Below are 21,497 nucleotides of genomic sequence, written 5' to 3' on the forward strand. Positions count from 1 at the left end.
TTTCTGCCTTCACGAAAAGGCACCTGATTTTACCCCTTTCTTATGACCGTCATCAATACCGCCCAACTATTAGATAGCATCGCAGAGGTGAGCTTCCGGATGCTTATTCAAGAGCCTTTTTATGGTCATTTTTTCACCGGTTTGGTGCGCAAACCCAATCCCCGTATTCCGACCTTGGCCGTAAGTTATGATAAGGGCAAGAATATTATGATTTTGCATATCAACCCCATTTTTTGGCAAGAAGACCTCCATAGTCTAAACTATAAGATGGGGGGACTGAAGCACGAAATCCTGCATTTGGTCTTCAAACACGTCTTACGCATTCAGGATTTCCAGCATAAGCTGATTTTTAATGTGGCAGCAGACTTGGTCGTCAATCAGTATATCTTGCCAGAGCAGCTTATTGAAGGGGCTATCTTGCTCGAAAGCTTTCCGGAGTTGGCGCTGCCAGCACACGAGAGCCTCGACCACTACTATCAGGTGTTGATGCAACTCTACCAACAGTTTGTAGACCAGCCCAACAGCCCAGAAGCACAGCAACACCAGTCGTGGCAGGTACTCAAGCGTTTGCTAGACCAAGCACACCGCTACCAACAACAACACCGTCTCTGGGAGAGTTTTGAGGGCTTGAGCAATGTAGAGCGCCAAATTGTAGATGGCCTGCTCAACGAACACCTGAAAGAGACCATTGACCGAGTGCGTAACAAAAACTACGGCAATATGCCCAAAGGGCTTTCGGAGTACCTAGAGCAGTTTGAACGTAGCCTACAGCCCAGCGTTGATTGGCGGCGTATCTTGCGCCTTTTTACGTATAGCAGTGCCCGAACACGGCTGCGCAACACCTTGCGCCGCCCCTCAAAGCGCTATGGTACAAGCCCGGGAATCAAAATCCAGCGTAAACAGAAGATTTTGGTCGCTATCGATACTTCGGGCAGTATAGGGATGGAAGAGCTCAAACTCTTTTTTGCAGAAATGGCACACATTTGGCGGCAAGGAGCAGAGATTTGCGTGGTCGAATGTGATACCGAAATTCACCAAACGTATTTCTATAACGGAACGCCTCCCGAAACAATCAGTGGCGGCGGCGGAACAGCGTTTGATGCGCCCATACGCTATGCCAACGAGACTTATCGTCCTGATGCGATGGTTTATTTTACCGATGGCTATGCCGCTATCCCTGAGCAAAAGGCTGTTTGCCCAATGCTTTGGTTGATAGCACCACAAGGTGCGGATTTGCCCGAAATACAAGGCTTACAAGGCATTAAAATCAAAATGAACACATAACAAGCAATGAGCAAAAAAAACAACCGACAAGGAGTTGTGTATTCTACCAACCCTGATTTTGAATACCAAGAAGACAGCCCCGAAATAGTAGAGACCTTAGCCCCTGCCCAGCAAAAGCTGCGCGTAAGCCGCGATGCCAAAGCCCGCAAAGGAAAGGTGGTTACGGCCATTACCGGATTTGTAGGCACAGACGAAGACCTGCAAACGCTTGGCAAATGGCTCAAGACGAAGTGTGGTGTGGGAGGGAGCGCCAAAGACGGCGAAATTCTGGTACAAGGGGATTTTGTCGACAAAGTAGTGCAGCTATTGGTAGCAGAAGGTTATCAGGCTAAAAAAATAGGCGGTTAAGCCGCCTGATAAAACTGGAGTAAGGGGCTAAGCCCTGTATTAAGAGCTTGGCTGTACCACAGGAAGTGTCAGGGATTGGTGTTGGTCTATGGGTTGGGTCGCATCTACGGCTTCTTCTGAATCATCCAACTCATTGACCAAACACAAATCGCAGATGTTGGGATATTGGGTGCTATAGCCTACTATGCCCATAAAAGAGCTTTCTTTGCAACAGCTACACACAAAGGCGCGTTTGTAAATCTTAAATTTAGGCGTATATTGATTGTCCATAAGTATAACAGATTTTGAATGAAAGAAATATTTTGTGCAATGGCTGAGATTGGTTCAATGAAGGCCATCACGTTGATTTAGTTAGGAAGTATTTCAGTAAGAGCTTTTGTTTTGTAACCAATATCTGATAGAAAAACCCAATCAAATCATCAAGAATTATTATTGGCAAACAAAACTAAGTAAGAAACTTATTGTCGAAGCCAAATGTTACCAAAAATCGCTTTTATTTTCTCAAAACCTATGTCAAACCTTCTTGCTATCCATTATCCGGTATTTGGCAATATTCGTCAGCGGCTAAGCCTGTGGGTATTGCTGTGTGTGGTAGGGCTAAACCATAGTTTTGCCCAAAAGCTCAAATACAAACCCGAAACCCCGGCCTATGAGCGCCTACAGAGCGATAGTATCCCCGAGCTGGTGTCTACCAATCTCGAAACCATAGACGAACAGGACTTTGAGTTTAAAATCAAGAAAATAAAACTTAAGCGCGATAAAAAGAAAAAGCGCGTCTACATGGGTGTCAAGACCAAGAGGGGCAAGGTAATGCGCAACAGCCAGATTACGATTCAGTTTAGGTATCCCAAACGTGGCGGTACTCCCGAAGACCCCTACGCACAAGAGATTTTTTATTATGATTACCGCGCCAAGGCTGTCCGTACCGATAGCTATGACCGCTACCAAGCACGCCTCAAAAAAGGCGAAAAGCTTGTCCCCCTACACGGATATTATCGGCAGGTGATGGGTAGGCAAACACTCGAAGAAGGTTTTTTGTATTATGGTGTCCGCAACGAAACTTGGTATAACTATGACAAAGATGGCATCTTGTTGGAGCGCCTGACCTACAACTTTGGTTGGCTCAAAGATGCAGACATCAGCTACTATGGCGGCAACAAAATCAAGGAGGTTGTGCCTTTTGCCCACGGAACCAAACACGGGAACTATTGTACCTTCTACGAAAACGGAAATCTCTGTATGCAGGGCCAGTACGAATATGGCGAGAAAGTTGGGCTGTGGACAGAGTACCACCCCAATGGCAAACGCAAAGCCCAACACCAATACAAACGCTATTTTTATGAGGAAGATACCCCCTTTGTATTGCGCGAATGGGATGCAGGGGGTAATTTGATTTATGAAGCAAAGAAAACAAAATAACCCATATCTTTCCTGTGTATTCAACACCTAAACCCTGTTTTGGGCGTATAAAAGCCACTCTTTTATGGCTCTTGTTGCTTTTTACTGGCCTTGGCCTGAGCCATTGTAAACCTGCCGAAACCTTGCGCCTACAAGACCCTTCGGCCTCGCTGCGCTTTTCGGAAGAGGCGATTGTATTTGACACCCTATTGACCTCCCTACGCAACCCGGCCAAGCGCCTGATGGTGTATAACCCCAACCCCGGCGCATTGTTGATAGACCAAATCAGCGTGGGAGCGCAGTCGGGCTTTTCCTTGCTCGTCAGAGGTCGGCGAGGGCAAGTATTCGAGCAAGTCGAAATCTTACGTGGCGACAGCTTGCTGATTGTTGTAGAGGCGCAGTTAACCAACGGGATGATGCCCGGTACGGTATTGGCCTTCGACTCTATCGTATTCAATTACAATCAACGACAACAAAATCTCAAGCTATTGGCCTGGGCTATCCCCGTAACCACCCTAAGCGGCGAAGTCATCCGAGAGGCGCGTACTTGGCCCAAGGGGAGCAATTTTTTGATAATGGACTCATTGCGCATAGCCCCTGAAGGTCATCTGACCATTGCTGACAGTGTGCGGGTGTTTTTTTTCAATCAAGCCTCCTTGCTCGTCGAAGGGCAACTGACGGCCCTAGGCAGCCCCCAAGGGCGCATTCGGATGGAGGGAGTGCGGCGGGAGCCAGCCTTTCAAAGCCGCCCTGGGCAGTGGCAGGGCATACGGCTGCGCGCCGGTGCCATAGTGCGCCTACAGGCTGTTGATATTTTGCGTGCCAATACGGGCATCAGCCTCGCACACGGCGCAACCGCACAGCTCACACAGCTCCAGCTCCAACACCATACCCATCACGGTATTGCGGCCACAGGAGGGGTGTTGTCCTTGAGCAATACCCTTATCAGCGACTGTTATAGCGCGGGCATCTCGCTGCAAGCAGGGGGTAATTATGAGCTTATTCACAATACAATCGCGTGCTTTGAGTTTGATTTCGTGCGCACATCCCCTGCGCTAGGGCTAATATTGGTCGAAGGGCAGGGCAATACCACATTGACCCTACAACACAACCTCATCTGGGGAAGCCGCAACGAAGAACTGCGGCTGTCAACACAAGCCACCGGCTTACAGCTTGTTGCCGAAGGCAACCTGTGGCGTAGCAATACGGTCATTGGGGGCAATATCCAAAACCAAAACCCCTTGTTTGTAAACCCTTCTGGGCGCGATTTCAGGCTCAAACCCGAGTCTCCTGCTGTAGGCGTTGTGGCCTCCCCCCGCCTACCGGTCGATTTGCGCGGCCTGCCAAGGCTAAGCCCCACAGACATAGGCGCATACCAGTATAAGCCCGAAGAAGAATAGGAGCGCTACACCCAAGGCAAGGGGGTGCTTGCTCAACTGACGACCAGCCTGCCCGACCAAAAAGTAGTTTGACAAAGGCAAGTCAATGCTTGAAGGACTGAGGGTGTATTTGAAATAGTCAAAACGGTCTTCTTTGGGTACTAAAACCAAATAGAAGTCCCAAGCCATTACCACAATCACAAACGAGAGCCAGAAGAGATGCGCCTGAGCGTTCAAATCGAGTTGGCACACAAAAATGCAAGCCTTTCAGAGGCAATTCATGTACATTTTACTTATTTAGAGTTGTTCTAAATAGTTTTTAATCAGTGTAAATAACTGATTATCAGTTTATTGTGGTTTAGACTTGTTCCAAACCTTTTCAAGTCCTTAGCTCGTTGTGGCTTAGAGAGTGACGAATGTTTGAATAAATATTTTTTGATAGTAGATTTGCATAGCAAAGCATCCCCCTGTTTTTTGATTGCTTGAGCCAAGAAATCGATTGGTTTTGACCTGACTGAGTTCATTTTTTCCCCTCTTCAGGCCAAACAAAAACTATCTACAGATAGATAGATGATAGTAATACTTCCAATCGATAACTTTGTTGCTAAAGCTTGTCAAAAACAAGGAGTTTATAAGAAAATTATGAAACGCACTCATTATACTTACCAAACACGCAACTCAAATATGTATTCAGCACGAAACCTTTCCCGTTATGCTTGTGCGCTTTTGATGGGGCTATTGCTACTGTTTTCGGTAAACAATAGCGTTTTTGCCCAAGATGGCGGACAAGACGATGGAGCCACTGCGGCTGCCGACCCTGCCGTCCTCGAACACGGCAAAAAACTCTTTAATCAAAAGTGTAAGTCTTGCCACGCCGTTACGGCAGAAGTAGTGGTAGGGCCGGGTCTGAAAGGCATCTTAGACCGCCGCGATGAGGCTTGGCTTATCAAGTGGATTCGCAACTCTCAAGCAGTGATTGCCTCTGGCGATGAATATGCCGTAAAAATTTACGAGCAATACAACAAAACCCAGATGCAGAGCTTCCCCGAGCTGTCTGACGATGATATTCGTGCCATCCTAGCCTACTCTGTAGATGCAGGTAATGCTGTTGTTGCTACTACTACCCCCGGAGAAAATAATGACAAGACTGCTTCGGGCAGTGGTGATAGCGCTCTAGCTGGTTATGTGCCTATTATTTTGGGCGTTTTGGCCTTTGTATTGGTGCTGATCTTGGCCGTATTGTTCTTGCTCATCACCATCTTGACCCGCTACCTCAAGCAACAAGAGCAAAGTGGCAAGCTAGACGAGTCTGACCAAGAGGTGCTCAATCAGAAATTCAACATCCTTGCGGTTTTCCAAAGCAAGATATTCATAGGCGGAGTAGCCGTTGTGTTTGTGTTGGTAGTAGCCAAGGCCGTCCTCGACGGATTGATTGGCATCGGTATCCAACAGGGTTACGCCCCCACACAGCCTATCGCCTTCTCTCATAAACTTCACGCCGGCGAGCTCGAAATAGACTGTGAGTATTGCCACACAGGCGTGCGCAAGGGCAAATCGGCTACCATTCCTGCAGCCAATACCTGTATGAACTGCCACAACGCCATCAAGCGCGAATCTCCTGAGATCAAGAAAATCTACGCAGCCATCGAAAACGACAAACCCATTGAGTGGGTGCGTATTCATAACCTCCCTGATTTTGCTTATTTCAACCACGCCCAGCACGTAGAAGTAGGCGGATTGGAATGCCAAAACTGCCACGGTGAAATTGAGCAAATGGAAGTAGTACAGCAGCGCTCAACCCTAACAATGGGCTGGTGTATTGACTGCCACCGTGAAACAGTAGTAAAAGCAGAAGGCAATGCCTACTACGACCGACTACTGGAAACCCACAAAGCCAACTCCAAAAAACCTATGCGTGTAGAAGATATAGGTGGTCTGGAATGTGCTAAGTGTCACTACTAAGTCGATCAGAAGACTACTTTCATTTGAACAAACACAATTTTTTTGGACATTTCACGAAGACAAACATGGAACATAAAAAATATTGGAAAGGAATCGAAGAATTGACCAATGACACGGAGTTTGTAAAAAACGCCGCCAATGAATTTCCCGAATTCCTCCCTATAAAAGAGCAAAGCAACAATCCGGAAAACAACTCTCGCCGTGATTTCTTGAAGCTCTTGGGCTTTAGTGTGGCTGCTGCTTCGCTGGCTGCTTGTGATGCGCCGGTGAAATATGCCATTCCTTATTTGAACAAGCCCGAAGATGTTGACCCTAGCGTACCTAACTTTTATGCCTCTACTTTCTTTGACGGAAGCAGCTACGCCAGCATATTGGTAAAGACACGCGAAGGCCGCCCCATCAAAATAGAGGGCAACAAACTATCAAGCGTTACTATGGGCGGTACTAGCGCCCGCACCCAAGCTTCTGTATTAGGGCTATATGATGATGCCCGCTACAAGACTTTCTTGGAGGGTGGCAGCGCTGTAGAAGCCAAGGACGCTGATGCGAAAATAGTGGCAGCACTAGCCAAGGCCAATGCTATCCGCATTGTGTCTCCAACGATTATCAGCCCTGCTACCAAAGCAGTCATTGCTGACTTTATCGAAAAATACCCTGCGGCTACCCACGTGATGTACGACACACAATCTGCTGCCGGCATCCGCAAAGCCAACGAAACCTCTTTTGGCAAAGCCGTAGTACCTAGCTATCAATTCCAAAAGGCAGAGGTGATTGTAAGCTTTGGCGCAGACTTTTTGGGCACTTGGATTTCTCCAGCAGAATTTGCCCGCCAGTATGCCCAAACACGCCGCGTCAATAATGACAAGAAAAAGATGTCACGCCACTATCAGTTTGAAACCCGTCTCTCGCTTTCGGGTGCCAATGCGGATTACCGCGGTGTGATGAAGCCTTCGCAAAGCGGCCTAGCCGTATTGGCTTTGTATGAGAAGCTGACTGGCAAAGGCACTAAGTTTGCCAATGAGCGCACAGACGCGCTGCTGACCAAGGCGGCCAAAGACCTCAACGCTGCCAAAGGCAAAGCCTTGGTAGTAAGTAGCAGCAATGACCCTGCTGTCCAAACTGTAGTCAACGCTATCAATGATTACTTGGGTAACTATGGCAACACCATCGACCTAAACACGCCGCTATTGGTGCGCCAAGGAGATGATGCCGCGATGAGCACCTTCGTCAATGATGCCAAAGCCGGTAAAATAGACGCAGTTATTTTCTACGGAGCTAACCCCGTCTATGACTACCCCGAAGGCGAAGCCCTGAAAGCCGCCATCGCCAAAATGCCTTTGAGTGTCTCTTTGGCTACCCAACTTGACGAAACCAGCGAGGCTTGCAAATTTGTATGCCCCGACCACCACTACCTAGAGTCTTGGAATGATGCAGAGCCTAAGCAAGGCTTCTACAGCTTGGCGCAGCCTACCATCCAGCCGCTCTTCAAAACCCGCCAAGCGCAAGAAAGCTTGCTCACTTGGGCTGGTAATAAGACAGATTTCTACGCATATTTGACTAAATTCTGGCAGAAGAATATCTTCTCCAAACAAGATAAAATCGGCTCTGCGCAAGAGTTCTGGAATATCTCGCTACACGATGGTATCTTTGAAACTACTGCCAAAGCAGCTGCCAAGGCCGAGGACAAAGCCGAAGGCGATGAGCCTAAAGCTGGTGCCAAAATAGCGTTTGCCGGAGATATGGCCGCTGTTGCTGCCGCTATCCGTCAGAACTACAAAGCCGACGGCCAAGGTATCGAAATCGAGCTTTATGAAAAAACATCCATCGGCAACGGGGCTATGGCCAACAACCCTTGGCTACAAGAAATGCCTGACTCGATCTCCAAAGCAACTTGGGACAACTACGTGGCTATGCCTCAGTCTATGGCCAACGAAATGGGTATCAAGCAAGGCGATGTCGTAAAGGTTACCCCTAAAGGAAAAGTAGGCTTGGAACTTCCAGTACTCGTACAGCCCGGCCAAGCCCAAGGTACGGTATCAGTGGCGTTAGGCTATGGCCGCAGCAAAGCCGGTAAAGTAGCCGAAGGCGTAGGACAAAACGTCGCTCCTTGGATCAGCATCCAACAAGGAATGTTCTCTTGGACTGCTGCCGAAGTGAGCATCGAGAAAGTAGGTAAGAAATCTCCCATCGCCCAAACCCAAACCCACAACACCATTATGGCGCGCCATATCGTTCGTGAGGCCAACTTGAGCGACTACCAAGGAGACTTTGAGAAATACCTCAAAAAATACGAAATCAAAATCGCTACCTCTGAAGGAGATAAAAAACCAACAGAAATCTCTCTCTGGAAAGGACACAAATACCCCAACCACTCTTGGGGGATGACTATCGACCTCAACAGCTGCTTTGGTTGCGGTGCTTGTACGATAGCCTGTCAGGTAGAGAATAACATCCCGGTAGTAGGCAAGAAAGAAGTACTGACCAGCCGCGAAATGCACTGGCTTCGTATTGACCGCTACTATAGCAGCGATGCTGAAGTGGAAGACCTCAAGGGCTTGGAACAAGCCTCTGAGAACCCACAGGTGATTTTCCAGCCGATGATGTGTCAACACTGCAACAACGCTCCTTGTGAGACTGTGTGTCCAGTATTGGCTACCACACACAGCTCTGAGGGCTTGAACCAAATGGCCTACAACCGTTGTATCGGTACGCGCTACTGCGCCAACAACTGCCCATACAAAGTACGCCGCTTCAACTGGTTCCACTATGCCGCCGACGACCGTTTCACTGCCGCCAACTACCCACAAACATCTGACCTCGGTAAGATGGTACTTAACCCTGATGTTACAGTACGCTCTCGTGGGGTAATGGAGAAGTGTACGATGTGTGTGCAGCGTATCCAAGCGGGCAAACTTGAAGCCAAAAAGCAGAAACGCGCTCTTGTAGATGGAGATGTTTCGACTGCTTGTGCAGAGGCTTGCCCTACTCAGGCCATCACCTTTGGCGATATGAACGACAAGGAGAGCGCTATTAGCAAACTCTTGGCTATCAAGGCTGAAGTGAAAGAAGCAGATCACGGCCACGCCGCTGAAACTACTTACAAAATCACAGAGCCACGCGCCTTCCACGTACTCGAAGAAATCAACGTGCGTCCGCAGGTTACTTACCTAACCAAGATTCGCAACTTGGATAAAGAAGACCTCAATAAAGGACAAAAAGCATAATCTAATTCTGAAAAGGGCAGAGACCACCGGCCTTTGCCCCTTCTTAGCCTATTTTACCCGAATCGTATTCACTCATAACTGACAATATTATGCAAGTTACTTCACCCATAAGAGAACCCCTTGTACTCCGCAAGGACGACGAGGCGAATCCCGGTAAGAAACGCGAAACGACCTATGCCGACGTAACCGAGGATATTTGTCGCCAAGTAGAGGCCGCCCCCAACCCACGTTGGATGCTGGCGATGCTCATTTCTTTGACTGCCCTTGCTTGGGGTAGCTACACACTCTACCGTACTTGGTGGTTCGGTATTGGTGAGTGGGGATTGAACAAAACCATCGGCTGGGCTTGGGACATTACCAACTTCGTATGGTGGGTAGGTATCGGTCACGCCGGTACGCTTATCTCAGCGATTTTGTTGCTCTTCCGCCAAAAATGGAGAACTTCTATTAACCGTGCCGCTGAGGCGATGACAATCTTCGCCGTTGTCTGTGCGGGCTCTTTCATTCTGATGCACATGGGTCGCCCTTGGTTGGCTCACTGGGCGCTACCTCTTCCCAATACCTACGGCCCGTTATGGGTGAATTTTAACTCGCCGTTGGTATGGGACGTATTCGCCATCAGTACTTATCTGACGGTGTCTTTGGTGTTCTGGTATATCGGCCTTATCCCTGATTTGGCCACTATCCGCGAGCGTGCCAAAGCCGCAGGCCGCCCCATCTCTGCTTTCGTATATGGCTTGCTCAGCTTTGGCTGGGATGGCTCCGCCAAGACTTGGGCGCGCTACGAAATGGTTGCGCTGGTGTTGGCTGGTTTGTCTACGCCGCTCGTACTTTCAGTACACACTATCGTAAGCTTTGACTTTGCCACTTCCTTAATTCCAGGATGGCACACGACTATCTTCCCGCCATACTTCGTAGCCGGAGCGATTTTCTCAGGTTTTGCGATGGTATTGACCCTGATGCTCATTACCCGATATGTATTCAAGCTTCAGCCATATATTACTTTGGCACACATCGAGTCGATGAATAAAATCATCCTCTTGACAGGCTCTATCGTAGGTATTGCATACTTGACCGAGTTCTTTATAGCTTGGTACTCAGGAGTAGAGTATGAGCGATATGCCTTTATCAACCGTGCTTTTGGGCCTTATTGGTGGGCTTACTGGTCTATGATGACTTGCAACGTAATTTCTCCACAGTTCTTCTGGTTCCGCTCAATGCGCCGCAATATTTATGTAACCTTTGGGCTTTCTATTGTGGTGAATATCGGAATGTGGTTTGAGCGTTTCGTAATTATTGTAACCTCACTACACCGCGACTTCTTGCCTTCAAGCTGGACGATGTTCTACCCTACTTATGTAGACGTTGGCGATTATATCTTCTCCTTTGGCCTATTCTTTACGCTCTTCTTCCTGTTTGCGAAGTTTTTGCCAATGATTAACATGGCCGAAGTAAAGACTGTTCTTGCATCTTCTAACGAAGCTATTCGTGAAAAAGGCTTGATTGAGGTGGCTGAAGAAGCTAAAGTAGCCACCAACGCTTAAGGTATCAATTGACAACGCATAAACATTCGTAAAGCAATGGCAGACAATAGCAATAAAAAATTTTTGGTAGGCATTTTCAATGATGAGAATGTCTTGCTCAAGGCTGTGAAGCAACTCAAAGCCAAGAGTGTAAAGATACACGATGTGTATACGCCGTACCCTGTTCACAACTTGGACATTTATTTGGGTTACAAGCGCTCGCGCTTGTCCAAAGCCGCCTTCTTGTTTGGCGCAACCGGAACTACCTTGGCCATATTGATGCAAGTATATATGCTCAGTATTGACTGGCCGATGATTGTAGGTGGTAAGAACTTCGTGGCCGCTCCTACGATGGTACCAGTAACTTTCGAGTTTACCGTATTGTGTGCAGCTCTTGGTATGGTGGGTACATTTTTGATTTCTAATGGCCTAGGCCCCGGAAAACAAGCGTTTATGTTTGACCCCCGCAGCACTGACGACAAGTTTGTCATGGCTATTGAAGTTGGCAAAAATGTGCTTTCAGAAACAGAATTAGAAGCTGCTTTGAAAGAACACGGCGCTGAAGCTGTAAACACCAAAGAAGTTTTAACCAAAAAACACTAATCATTAGAGACTGCAACTGTTGATATTGACTATGAAAACATCAAACTTGCTTGTATGTACCATCGCACTCATCGGGCTGGCGCTTAGCGCCTGCTCCAAAGACCCCAACCATCCGGGTCAGGAGTTTGCTCCACAGATGTATGTGTCTGGTGCTTACGAACCATTTACCCAAGTAGAAGCCAACCCTGCCAATACCATCAAGGGAGAGGCATTGAAGCACAATCTACGCCCCACAGTACCCAATACCATTGCCCGACGCGATAACCGCAACGGCGTTTATGGAGAAGATGGCCGTATCAAAGATTTGCTTTGGTATGCTAATATACCCGCAGACGACTATGAGCGCGCAGCCAAGGAGCTGACCAATCCTTTGAAGCCTACCGATAAGGTACTGGCCGACGGAAAGCGCCTCTATACTTCTTATTGTGCGCCTTGCCATGGCGCTACCGGCGCCGGTGACGGCAAAGTAGCAGAGCGATACAAAGGTGTCGCCAACTTAGAAGGTATTACCAAAAGCAACGGCCATATCTTCCACGTTATCACACACGGCAAAGGCCGTATGTGGCCACATGCCTCACTCATTACTCCGCTGGATCGCTGGAAAATTGTTCACTATGTGAATCAATTGCAAGGGGTAGACGCAAAAACAGATGAGGATAAGGCCGATGATAAGCAAGACGGAACGGAAAAAGCCGATGACAAAAAAGAGGCTGAAACCACCAATACCGTTGCGCAGCGATAATTCACCTTACTAATCCAACATTTTTTGTAGAATCAAAAAAGCACTAATCATGGCAGAAGCACACGTTTCTATCGAAAACGAAAAACAATATACCTTTACGCCGGAGCTGCGCAAGAAACTCCTTCTGGGGATGGCTGTGGGTGCAGGCTTGTTTATATTGGGAGTTATCCTAATGGCAATCTTCGGCCTAAAACATCCCGGAGATGCGCACCACGCCCTCGGCGGCGGCGGCGATGGCCACGGCTTCCATTGGTCTAAGCGTGTATTTGCCAACCTTTGGCTACACGGTGTCCTCTTTACAGGAATCTCTTTGGTTGGAGTGTTCTTTGTGGCTGTCAATTATGTAGCCTATGCAGGCTGGGTAACAACCTTGCGCCGCATCCCTGAGACCTTCGGCTACTTCCTGCCCTTTACAGGAGCATTGCTTTTGATAATGTTTTTTGTGGCAGGCCACGATCTTTTCCACTGGACACACAAGGAGCTGTACGAAGTAGGTGGAGAGCATTACGATGCCATCATCGCAGGCAAACGCCCTTATCTCAATACGCCCTTCTTCTTAATCCGCATGGTGATTTATTTTGCGGCTTGGTACTTACTCTTTATGATTATCCGCCGCAACTCACTGGCCGAAGACCAACTTCAAATCCAAGACTTTAGCGAAGGCAGCACCAAGTTCTACAACAAGAACGTGTATATGTCTGCCGTATTCTTGGTAATCTTTGGTGTTACAAGCTCTACTTCGGCTTGGGACTGGGTGATGTCTATCGATACACACTGGTTCAGCACCATGTTTGGTTGGTATGTATTTGCCAGCTGGTTTGTAACCGGGTTGGCCGTAATTACCTTGACAGTGGTATTCTTGAAAGAAGCTGGCTACCTCAATGTAGTCAAAGAAGACCACCTACATGACTTGGGTAAATTTATGTTTGCCTTCAGTATTTTCTGGACATACATCTGGTTCTGCCAGTTCTTGTTATATTACTACGCCAACATTCCCGAGGAAGCGATTTACTTCCATGAGCGCCTCGTGTTGCACAACGGCGTATACAACCCTGTATTCTTTGGCGCGCTTGCCCTCAACTTCATTGTTCCATTCTTGGGCTTGATGACACGCAACGCCAAGCGTAAGATGACCTTGTTGAAAATTATCGCCGGAGCAATTCTGATTGGCCACTGGTTGGACTTCTACATCATGATTATGCCCGGTACAGTAGGGCCTTATGCCAACTTTGGCTTGGTAGAATTGGGTTGCATCTTGATGTTTGGCTGTGGCTTTGCCTTTGTAGTAGCCACTAACCTAGCCAAGGCCAATTTGTATCCCAAAAACGACCCTTATCTCAAGGAAAGTTTGCATCACGAAGTTGCCTAAGGCAAACAATTTCGATATACATGTCATTAATAGAGTAAGAAACTAATTACTGATCGAAACTATGGTAAATATCATTCTAGGACTTACCGGGGTGTTAATTCTGGCCATCTTCTTGATGTTGTTCAGAATACAGACGCTCGTGTCGATTGTCCAAGGAAAAGAAAAAGTAGGGATGGCCAACCGTATCAACGCCGCCCTAATGCTGATTGTACCCATCATAGGCTATGTGCTCTTTGCTTGGTACACCTCCAAAACAGCGTCAGATTTTATGCTTCCTGTAGCTTCTGAGCACGGCATGCAAACTGACTCACTGTTCTGGATATGTATGGTCATTATCTTGGCCATGTTCTTCATCACCAATACGGCTTTGTTTGTGTTTGCATACCGCTATCAATACCAAGAGGGTCGTCAGGCATCGTTCTTTCACGATAATACTCAGCTGGAGTTTATCTGGACGATTATCCCGGCTATCATCTTGACAGGTATGGTGCTTTATGGCAACAATGTTTGGTGGAAAATCATGACAGCTCCTCCCAAAGAGGCGAATGTACTCGAAATCATGGGACACCAATTTGCGTGGAAAGTACGCTACCCCGGCAAAGACCAAGCGCTAGGAAACTATAACTTCCGCTTGATTGATAATGTCAACGAAATGGGTATCGACTTTGAAGACAAGGCCTCTGAAGATGATTTCATGGTGGGCGAAATCCACATCCCTGTAGGCGAGCCAGTATTGTTCAAAATCCGTGCACGTGATGTGTTACACAGTGTCTTTGCCCCTCACTTCCGTCTCAAGATGGATGCCGTACCGGGCTATCCCACACAGTTTCACTTTGTCCCTACCAAAACTACAGCGCAGATGCGTACAGAAACTGGCAATCCTGACTTCAACTACGAGATTGCTTGTACTGAAATCTGTGGACGCGGACACTTCGCGATGAAGTTTATTGTGGTGGTTGAAGAGAAAGAAGAGTATGAAAAATGGTATGCTGCCCAAACACCTTTCTTGGAGCAAAACCCTGATTACAAAGGCAAGGGAATGTCTGAATATATCAAGAAAAATATTGCCGGTAAGCAAGCCCCTGCCAAAGAACTAGAAGCTAAGCCTGCGGCCAACACCGAAGTAGCTGAGCAAATAGTAAAAGCAGGTATCTAATAGAAGAATACTGAATCATTAAAATTTTACGGAAAAATGGCTGTTGAAACTACACACACTTCCGATGTACACCTGCATGACGACCATGCACACGAGCATCACGAAGATAACTTCATCACGAAGTATATCTTCAGCACAGACCATAAAATGATTGCCAAGCAATTCTTGATTACAGGTTTGTTCTGGGCTTTCATTGGTGGAGCGATGTCGGTTATTTTCCGCTTGCAGCTCGGCTTCCCCGAGATGCGGCTGGACTTCCTAAGCCCCATCATGGGCGGATGGCTTGACCCCAACACCGGTAAGCTTGACCCCAACTACTACCTAGCACTCGTAACAATGCACGGAACCATCATGGTATTCTTTGTATTGACAGCAGGCTTGAGCGGTACTTTCAGTAACTTCCTCATTCCGCTGCAAATCGGTGCACGCGATATGGCCTCAGGCTTCTTGAACATGCTGTCCTACTGGTTCTTCTTCTTGGCCAGTATGATTATGCTTGCTTCGTTGTTCCTCGAAACAGGCCCCGCTATGGGTGGTTGGGTGGTATACCCTCCGTTGAGCGCCTTGCCTCAAGCAATGCCTGGCTCCGGAGCAGGTATGACCTACTGGCTCATCGCAATGACTTTCTTTATTGTATCGTCATTGATGGGCGGTATCAACTACATCAGTACAGTGATTAACATGCGTACCAAGGGCTTGTCTTTTGCACGTCTGCCATTGACTATTTGGGCGTTTTTCTTGACAGCCATCATCGGCGTGTTGTCATTCCCTGTATTGTTTGCTGCTGCTTTGTTGTTGGTATTTGACCGCAGCTTTGGCACAAGCTTCTACTTGTCTGAAATTTATATCGGTGGCGAAGCCCTACACAACGTAGGCGGTAGCCCTGTTTTGTACCAACACTTGTTTTGGTTCTTAGGACACCCTGAGGTATACATTGTATTGTTGCCTGCATTGGGTATTACCTCTGAAATTATTGCTACCAATGCGCGTAAGCCTATTTTCGGCTACCGTGCGATGGTGGGTTCTATGATTGGTATTGCGGTATTGTCGTTCATCGTATGGGCACACCACATGTTTGTGTCAGGGATGAACCCATTCCTCGGGTCTATCTTTATGTTCTTGACCTTGATTATCGCAGTACCTTCTGCCGTAAAAGCATTTAACTATATCACTACACTCTGGAGAGGAAATATCATCTTTACACCGGCCATGTTGTTCTCTATTGGTCTGGTATCGGTGTTTATCTCTGGAGGGGTAACGGGTATTATCTTGGGTAATAACGCCCTCGATATCCAGCTACACGATACCTACTTTGTTGTAGCTCACTTCCACATCGTAATGGGTAGTGCATCTTTCTTCGGCTTTGTTGCTGGGGTTTACCACTGGTTCCCCAAGATGTATGGCCGTATGATGGATGAGACCTTAGGATACATCCACTTCTGGTTGACCTTTATCGGGGTGTATATGGTGTTCTTCCCAATGCACTACATCGGTATTGCAGGTTTCCCACGCCGTTACTACTCATTTACAGGTTTCGACACGTTCAGTACCTTTACCGACCTGAACGCCTTTATCAGTGTGGCTGCTATCATTACGTTCTCTGCTCAGGCGCTCTTCGCGTTCAACTTCTTCTACAGCATGTTCCGTGGCCGCTTGGCTCCTGCCAACCCTTGGAACTCAACAACGCTGGAGTGGACAACACCGCGTTTCCCTGGCCACGGCAACTGGATTGGTCGTATTCCTTACGTATACCGTTGGGCATATGACTACAGCAAGCCAAATGCTGACAAAGACGGCTTTACTGACTTTATTCCACAACATATCCCTCTTTCTCAGACTCCAAGCTCTAACAGCGCTTATGAGAATGAATTAAAAGAGATTCAGGAAAAAGACGAGGTAATCGTTCATGAACAAAAGGCATAATTATGCACTTTACCGCAACCTGAGCCTCACAACTCTGGTTGCGGTATACCTACTTATATTGGTTGGCGGGATAGTGCGCAGCACAGGCTCAGGAATGGGCTGCCCCGATTGGCCAAAATGCTTTGGAAGTTGGGTTCCACCTACGGATGTGTCCCAACTTCCTAGCAATTATAAGGATGTGTATGCACAAAAACGTAAACAAAAAAATGAGCGTATCGCTGGATACATTGGCCGCTTAGGCTGGGTAAACTTGGCCGATAGAATGCTCAATGACCCGGCGATGTATGTAGAAGAGACTTTCAATCCGGTAAAAACTTGGATTGAATACCTCAACCGCTTACTGGGCGCAGTCATTGGCTTACTGATTTTGGCGACAGCCATCAGCTCATTACGTTATTGGCGTACAGATACCTACCTTGTACTATTTTCGGTAGCAGCACTGCTACTGGTATTGGTACAAGCCTGGATAGGCTCTATTGTAGTGTCTACCAACCTACTACCAGGCACTATCACTGTCCATATGCTCTTGGCAGTGGTGATTGTTGGGCTATTGCTGTATCCGTTTTTACGGACATACACCTACACCAATGAACCCAATACTTCGGTCTGGCAAGTACCCCAACTCAAATGGGTACTTTGGTTGAGTATTGTGGCGATGGTAGCCCAATTGATTATGGGCACACAAGTACGCGAAGAGCTAGACCTATTGATGGCTAGCCTTGGCCCGCAATGGCGCAGTACTTGGGAGTCGGCCATAGGCGCTGTATTTTTTGTACACCGCTCTTTTTCTTGGATAGTATTGTTGACAGTGGCCTGGTTATGTTATCAGACCTTCAGACCCTCCCAAAAAGCCCATCTGGTACTGAAGTACCTCTCAAGTGGGTTACTCTTGGCGGTGCTGCTGTCGATTGTTTCGGGTGTTGGGATGTCTTATTTTGGCGTTCCACCGTTTTTACAACCCTTACACCTTGTATTGTCGGTGATTATTTTGGGAATACAGTTTTCGATGTTGCTCCTAGTCAGTAATGTACAATTGCTACCACAAGCTACACCAAAACTGGAGAAAAACTTGGTATAAGTATTTATGGTTACAACAGATATAGAGACAGTCAAAGAGGTAAGCCTCCCTGCTACCGCAAAAGTACGTGCATATGTTGCGCTACTTAAGCCCCGTTTGTCATTTTTGGTGGCTTTCTCGGCAGCTTTTGGCTATTTGCTGGCAAGCTCCGGTGCGAGCCTCCAGTGGGTAAGCTTTCTGGGTGTTTGTTTGGGTGGGTTCTTGGTGTCGGGTGCTTCTATTATCATCAACCAAATCATCGAAAAAGATTTGGATAAGTTGATGGGGCGTACTCAAGGCCGTCCCTTGCCCTTAGGCAAAATATCTGTCCAAGAGGCTAAGTTGTATACTTGGATTGTCGGAGCCTCAGGGCTACTGCTCTTGGGCGCAACCACTAACGCCCTCACTACCGGGCTGGCGTTGCTCTCTATGGTGTTGTATGGATTTATATATACCCCTCTGAAGCGTGTTGGGCCAGTAGCCGTTTTTATAGGGGCTATTCCAGGAGCGCTCCCACCACTATTGGGCTGGGTAGCCGTAACCAACCAAGTTACTTACGAAGCATTGGCCATCTTCTTTTTGCAGTTCCTATGGCAATTCCCCCATTTTTGGGCGATTGCTTGGGTACTAGACCAAGATTACCGCAAAGCCGGATTTAAGCTGCTGCCCTCGGCGCAGGGGCGCAATATGCACACAGCCTTTCAGATGATGCTCTATACCTTTTTTCTCATCCCTATGAGTTGGTTGCCGGCATTTATCGGGACAACCGGGCTGACTTCAGCGTTGGTGGCTTCGGCTTGTGGCCTGTTGTTTATGTGGCCTTCTTTGCGCTTGATGCGCTTGTGTGTAGATAACCCGACAACACTCGAAGCCTCTGCCGAGGCCAAGCGGATTATGTTTGGGTCTTTTATATACTTGCCTGTGGTGCAGATAGCTTTTTTGATGGATAAATTATAATACTATGGCTTTGCAAGAAGACTTGAAATACCAAGCGCCTTATAGCGCAATCGAAGAACCGGAAGAGACGCTCTCGATGCACCCCCAAAAGTTTGGAATGTGGCTGCTGATTGTCTCGATTGTGATGATGTTTGCCGCTTTTACAAGCGCCTATATTGTCCGAAAGGCTGAGGGTAACTGGCTGGAGTTTGACCTGCCAACGCTGCTTTGGGTCAGTACTGTACTTATTGTCTTGAGCAGTGCTACCATGCACTGGGCTTACCTATCGGCCAAACGGGATAATATGGGAGCACTCAAGCTAGCCATCAGCCTGACCAGCGTGTTGGGCTCGGGCTTCTTAGTCTCGCAGTTTATGGCTTGGGGAGAGCTGGTACAAAACAAGGTGTTTTTTGCCGGTGCTTCTGCCAACCCCTCCGGCTCCTTTTTGTATGTGATTACCGGCGTACACGGCCTACACATCGTCAGCGCAGTAATCTTCTTATTTGTAGTGCTTTATAGCGCATTTCGCTACCGGGTACACTCCCAAAACCTTGCTCGGATAGAAATGTGCGCTACTTACTGGCACTTTTTAGATATTTTATGGTTATATTTGTTCGGCTTTTTACTCTTAAATCACTAAGACAAACACTATGGCTAACGTTGCGACAATTAACACTGAGCGTAAAGGCATCGATTGGAACGGCGGGAACGAACCCCTCAAGGCTAGCTGGGGCAAGCTGATGATGTGGTTTTTCTTGCTCTCTGACGCATTTACCTTCTCAGCCTTGCTAATCACTTACGGAACTATCCGCTATGCCTACCCTGCTTACAGCGGCTCTGTAAAAGACTTTACCTTTTCAACAGAATATTGGCCTATTCCCGAAAAAGTATTCGAGGCCGTCCCTTTTATCTCAGGCTCTTTCCCTCTAGTATTCGTAGGGATTATGACCTTCATCCTCATCATGAGTAGCGTAACGATGGTATTGGCCGTAGAGGCAGGGCATCGCCGCGACCGTAAGGATGTAGAAAAATGGATGTTCTGGACTATCATCGGCGGCATCACTTTCTTGGCCAGCCAAGCTTGGGAATGGACTCACTTCATCCACGGCGGCCCCGGCGGAGCCAAAGATATTTATGGCAATGTCATTGTTGGAGCCAATCTCATCCAAAACCAATACGGCCCCCCAGCCTTTGCTGACCTCTTCTTCTTTATCACAGGCTTCCACGGCTTGCACGTAACCAGCGGTGTCGTAATCAATATCATCATTTTTTACAATGTCATCATGGGCATTTATGACCGCCCTGACCGCCCGCTTGATCCAGGCGCAGAGCCTTATGAAATGGTTGAAAAAGTAGGGCTTTATTGGCACTTTGTAGACCTTGTGTGGGTATTCGTATTTACCTTCTTCTACTTGGTATAATTTGGTTTCACCTGCTTAACTATCAAAAAACCATGGCACAAACATTTGACCATACTACAGGGGAAATCCCAAAACCCCAAACCAAAATCATCTGGAGAACTTTTTGGATTTTGTTGGGACTGACAGCGCTTGAGTTCTTGATTGCCTTCACTGTCCCCGCCAATACTTTCCGAGTAGGGGTCTTCGTACTCCTGACTATTGCCAAGGCTTTCTACATCGTAGCTGAGTTTATGCACTTGCGCCACGAAGTAAAATTCCTTATCTGGACAATCGTGCTGCCTATGCTTTTCATTGCCTGGCTATTGATTGCGCTCTTGACGGAAGGCGCGTCTTTATTTAGCGTGATTTTTGGCTCCTAAACAATTTAGATGACAGGCGGGTTATGAGAGTAAATGTTTTACTCCATTAGCCCGCAGTTCATTGTGTACGTATGAATAAATTACAAAAGGCCGGACTGCTCATGACTATCATTGGGCTTCCGGTTTTTATCTATGCTTTCTTACAAGTCTTTGGGCGTAATCATTATGCTCTGCCCTTGTATTATACCCGCATCATCGCTGAGTTTCCGGTGGATGGGGGCAGCTATCGAGATACACTTTTCCTTAATCCGGAAACTACCGAGCTGTTGCAAACACAAAAAGGCCGGATTTTGGATACCCTCTTTCATGAAGTGGATGGCTTTGCATTCCAAAACCAAGACAAGGCGCTCGTCCGTGCCGAAGATTTACGAGGAAGCATCTATGTAGCTGACTTCATCTTCACGCGCTGTGGTAACCCTGATTTTTGCCCAAGGCTCTCTACTCAAATGCAGCGTATACAGGAGCGTTTCAGCAAGGAAAACCGACTTAAGCTAGTCTCTTTTACTGTAGACCCTGAGTATGACACCCCCGAAATACTCAAGGAGTATGCCGAGCGCTATGAGGCGCTGCCCAACAAATGGCATTTCCTTACTGGCGACAAACGCGCCATCTATGACTTGGCTTATCATGGATACAAAGTCAATGCTGTAGAAGAAGAAATGGAAGTAACTCCAGAGTTTACACACGCCGCGCAGATGCTACTTGTAGACAACAAAGGCCGTGTGAGGGGCATATACAACGGCCTCGATAGCGAAGATGTTGACCGCTTGATGATAGAAATCAGTATTTTGTTGAAAGAACAGTTTTAACCAC

The 21,497-nt window shown here is 47.5% G+C and carries 20 protein-coding genes; 18 read left to right on the forward strand and 2 right to left on the reverse strand.

Annotated elements, in window-relative coordinates; all coding sequences use genetic code 11:
* Nucleotides 1-42: 42 nt before the first annotated feature.
* Together G499_RS0100895 and G499_RS0100900 are read left to right on the forward strand one after the other, a co-directional pair.
* Nucleotides 43-1,284 carry a vWA domain-containing protein gene (locus G499_RS0100895; RefSeq protein WP_026998376.1) on the forward strand — a complete coding sequence of 414 codons (1,242 nt, stop codon included), beginning with the start codon at nucleotides 43-45 and terminating at the stop codon, nucleotides 1,282-1,284.
* A gap of 6 nt (nucleotides 1,285-1,290) precedes the next feature.
* Nucleotides 1,291-1,632 (forward strand): translation initiation factor, encoded by a 342-nt coding sequence (locus G499_RS0100900; protein WP_026998377.1) that lies wholly within the window; start codon nucleotides 1,291-1,293, stop codon nucleotides 1,630-1,632.
* Nucleotides 1,633-1,671: 39 nt separating this feature from the next.
* On the opposite strand, the gene G499_RS0100905 is transcribed toward G499_RS0100900, so the two are convergent.
* Nucleotides 1,672-1,902 carry a hypothetical protein gene (locus tag G499_RS0100905; RefSeq protein ID WP_026998378.1) on the reverse strand — a complete coding sequence of 77 codons (231 nt, stop codon included), beginning with the start codon at nucleotides 1,900-1,902 and terminating at the stop codon, nucleotides 1,672-1,674.
* A 240-nt stretch (nucleotides 1,903-2,142) separates the two neighbouring features.
* On the opposite strand from G499_RS0100905, the gene G499_RS0100910 reads away from it, so the two are divergent.
* Together G499_RS0100910 and G499_RS0100915 are read left to right on the forward strand one after the other, a co-directional pair.
* Nucleotides 2,143-3,051 carry a toxin-antitoxin system YwqK family antitoxin gene (locus G499_RS0100910; RefSeq protein WP_026998379.1) on the forward strand — a complete coding sequence of 303 codons (909 nt, stop codon included), beginning with the start codon at nucleotides 2,143-2,145 and terminating at the stop codon, nucleotides 3,049-3,051.
* A gap of 71 nt (nucleotides 3,052-3,122) precedes the next feature.
* The gene (locus G499_RS0100915) at nucleotides 3,123-4,430 is read left to right on the forward strand and encodes a right-handed parallel beta-helix repeat-containing protein (protein WP_026998380.1); all 1,308 of its coding nucleotides are present in this window, start codon (nucleotides 3,123-3,125) and stop codon (nucleotides 4,428-4,430) included.
* Here the strand turns inward: G499_RS0100915 and G499_RS21640 are convergent.
* Nucleotides 4,380-4,661 (reverse strand): hypothetical protein, encoded by a 282-nt coding sequence (locus G499_RS21640; protein ID WP_154658267.1) that lies wholly within the window; start codon nucleotides 4,659-4,661, stop codon nucleotides 4,380-4,382. The genes G499_RS0100915 and G499_RS21640 overlap by 51 nt on opposite strands.
* A gap of 432 nt (nucleotides 4,662-5,093) precedes the next feature.
* Between G499_RS21640 and G499_RS0100925 the strand changes: the two genes are divergently transcribed.
* From G499_RS0100925 to G499_RS0100990, 14 genes are all read left to right on the forward strand, one after another.
* Complete coding sequence (locus tag G499_RS0100925; RefSeq protein WP_026998381.1) at nucleotides 5,094-6,371, forward strand: c-type cytochrome; 1,278 nt, start codon at nucleotides 5,094-5,096, stop codon at nucleotides 6,369-6,371.
* A 65-nt stretch (nucleotides 6,372-6,436) separates the two neighbouring features.
* Nucleotides 6,437-9,595: a TAT-variant-translocated molybdopterin oxidoreductase gene (locus G499_RS0100930; RefSeq protein WP_026998382.1), complete on the forward strand. Its 3,159-nt coding sequence runs from the start codon at nucleotides 6,437-6,439 to the stop codon at nucleotides 9,593-9,595.
* 89 nt (nucleotides 9,596-9,684) lie between these two features.
* The gene (nrfD, locus tag G499_RS0100935; protein WP_026998383.1) at nucleotides 9,685-11,139 is read left to right on the forward strand and encodes an NrfD/PsrC family molybdoenzyme membrane anchor subunit; all 1,455 of its coding nucleotides are present in this window, start codon (nucleotides 9,685-9,687) and stop codon (nucleotides 11,137-11,139) included.
* Between the two features lie 36 nt (nucleotides 11,140-11,175).
* Nucleotides 11,176-11,721 carry a DUF3341 domain-containing protein gene (locus G499_RS0100940; protein ID WP_026998384.1) on the forward strand — a complete coding sequence of 182 codons (546 nt, stop codon included), beginning with the start codon at nucleotides 11,176-11,178 and terminating at the stop codon, nucleotides 11,719-11,721.
* A gap of 31 nt (nucleotides 11,722-11,752) precedes the next feature.
* Nucleotides 11,753-12,463, forward strand: coding sequence for a c-type cytochrome (locus G499_RS18255; protein ID WP_081413619.1), 711 nt, complete (start codon nucleotides 11,753-11,755; stop codon nucleotides 12,461-12,463).
* 49 nt (nucleotides 12,464-12,512) lie between these two features.
* Nucleotides 12,513-13,832 carry a hypothetical protein gene (locus G499_RS0100950; protein WP_026998385.1) on the forward strand — a complete coding sequence of 440 codons (1,320 nt, stop codon included), beginning with the start codon at nucleotides 12,513-12,515 and terminating at the stop codon, nucleotides 13,830-13,832.
* A gap of 61 nt (nucleotides 13,833-13,893) precedes the next feature.
* Nucleotides 13,894-14,988 carry a cytochrome c oxidase subunit II gene (locus tag G499_RS0100955; protein WP_026998386.1) on the forward strand — a complete coding sequence of 365 codons (1,095 nt, stop codon included), beginning with the start codon at nucleotides 13,894-13,896 and terminating at the stop codon, nucleotides 14,986-14,988.
* 36 nt (nucleotides 14,989-15,024) lie between these two features.
* Entirely contained in the window at nucleotides 15,025-16,911 is a 1,887-nt protein-coding gene (locus G499_RS0100960) for a cytochrome c oxidase subunit I (protein ID WP_026998387.1), read from the forward strand.
* Nucleotides 16,895-17,989: a COX15/CtaA family protein gene (locus tag G499_RS18260; protein ID WP_035726210.1), complete on the forward strand. Its 1,095-nt coding sequence runs from the start codon at nucleotides 16,895-16,897 to the stop codon at nucleotides 17,987-17,989. Before G499_RS0100960 ends, G499_RS18260 begins: the two co-directional genes overlap by 17 nt.
* Nucleotides 17,990-17,995: 6 nt before the next feature.
* Complete coding sequence (gene cyoE, locus G499_RS0100970) at nucleotides 17,996-18,925, forward strand: heme o synthase (RefSeq protein ID WP_035726217.1); 930 nt, start codon at nucleotides 17,996-17,998, stop codon at nucleotides 18,923-18,925.
* A gap of 4 nt (nucleotides 18,926-18,929) precedes the next feature.
* Nucleotides 18,930-19,544 carry a cytochrome c oxidase subunit 3 gene (locus G499_RS0100975; RefSeq protein WP_051295807.1) on the forward strand — a complete coding sequence of 205 codons (615 nt, stop codon included), beginning with the start codon at nucleotides 18,930-18,932 and terminating at the stop codon, nucleotides 19,542-19,544.
* 10 nt (nucleotides 19,545-19,554) lie between these two features.
* Complete coding sequence (locus tag G499_RS0100980; protein ID WP_026998390.1) at nucleotides 19,555-20,325, forward strand: cytochrome c oxidase subunit 3; 771 nt, start codon at nucleotides 19,555-19,557, stop codon at nucleotides 20,323-20,325.
* 32 nt (nucleotides 20,326-20,357) lie between these two features.
* Nucleotides 20,358-20,684, forward strand: coding sequence for a cytochrome C oxidase subunit IV family protein (locus G499_RS0100985; RefSeq protein ID WP_026998391.1), 327 nt, complete (start codon nucleotides 20,358-20,360; stop codon nucleotides 20,682-20,684).
* A 71-nt stretch (nucleotides 20,685-20,755) separates the two neighbouring features.
* Nucleotides 20,756-21,493, forward strand: coding sequence for an SCO family protein (locus G499_RS0100990; protein ID WP_026998392.1), 738 nt, complete (start codon nucleotides 20,756-20,758; stop codon nucleotides 21,491-21,493).
* Nucleotides 21,494-21,497 lie beyond the last annotated feature (4 nt).

The sequence above is a fragment of the Eisenibacter elegans DSM 3317 genome, from assembly GCF_000430505.1.
GTDB lineage: Bacteria > Bacteroidota > Bacteroidia > Cytophagales > Microscillaceae > Eisenibacter > Eisenibacter elegans.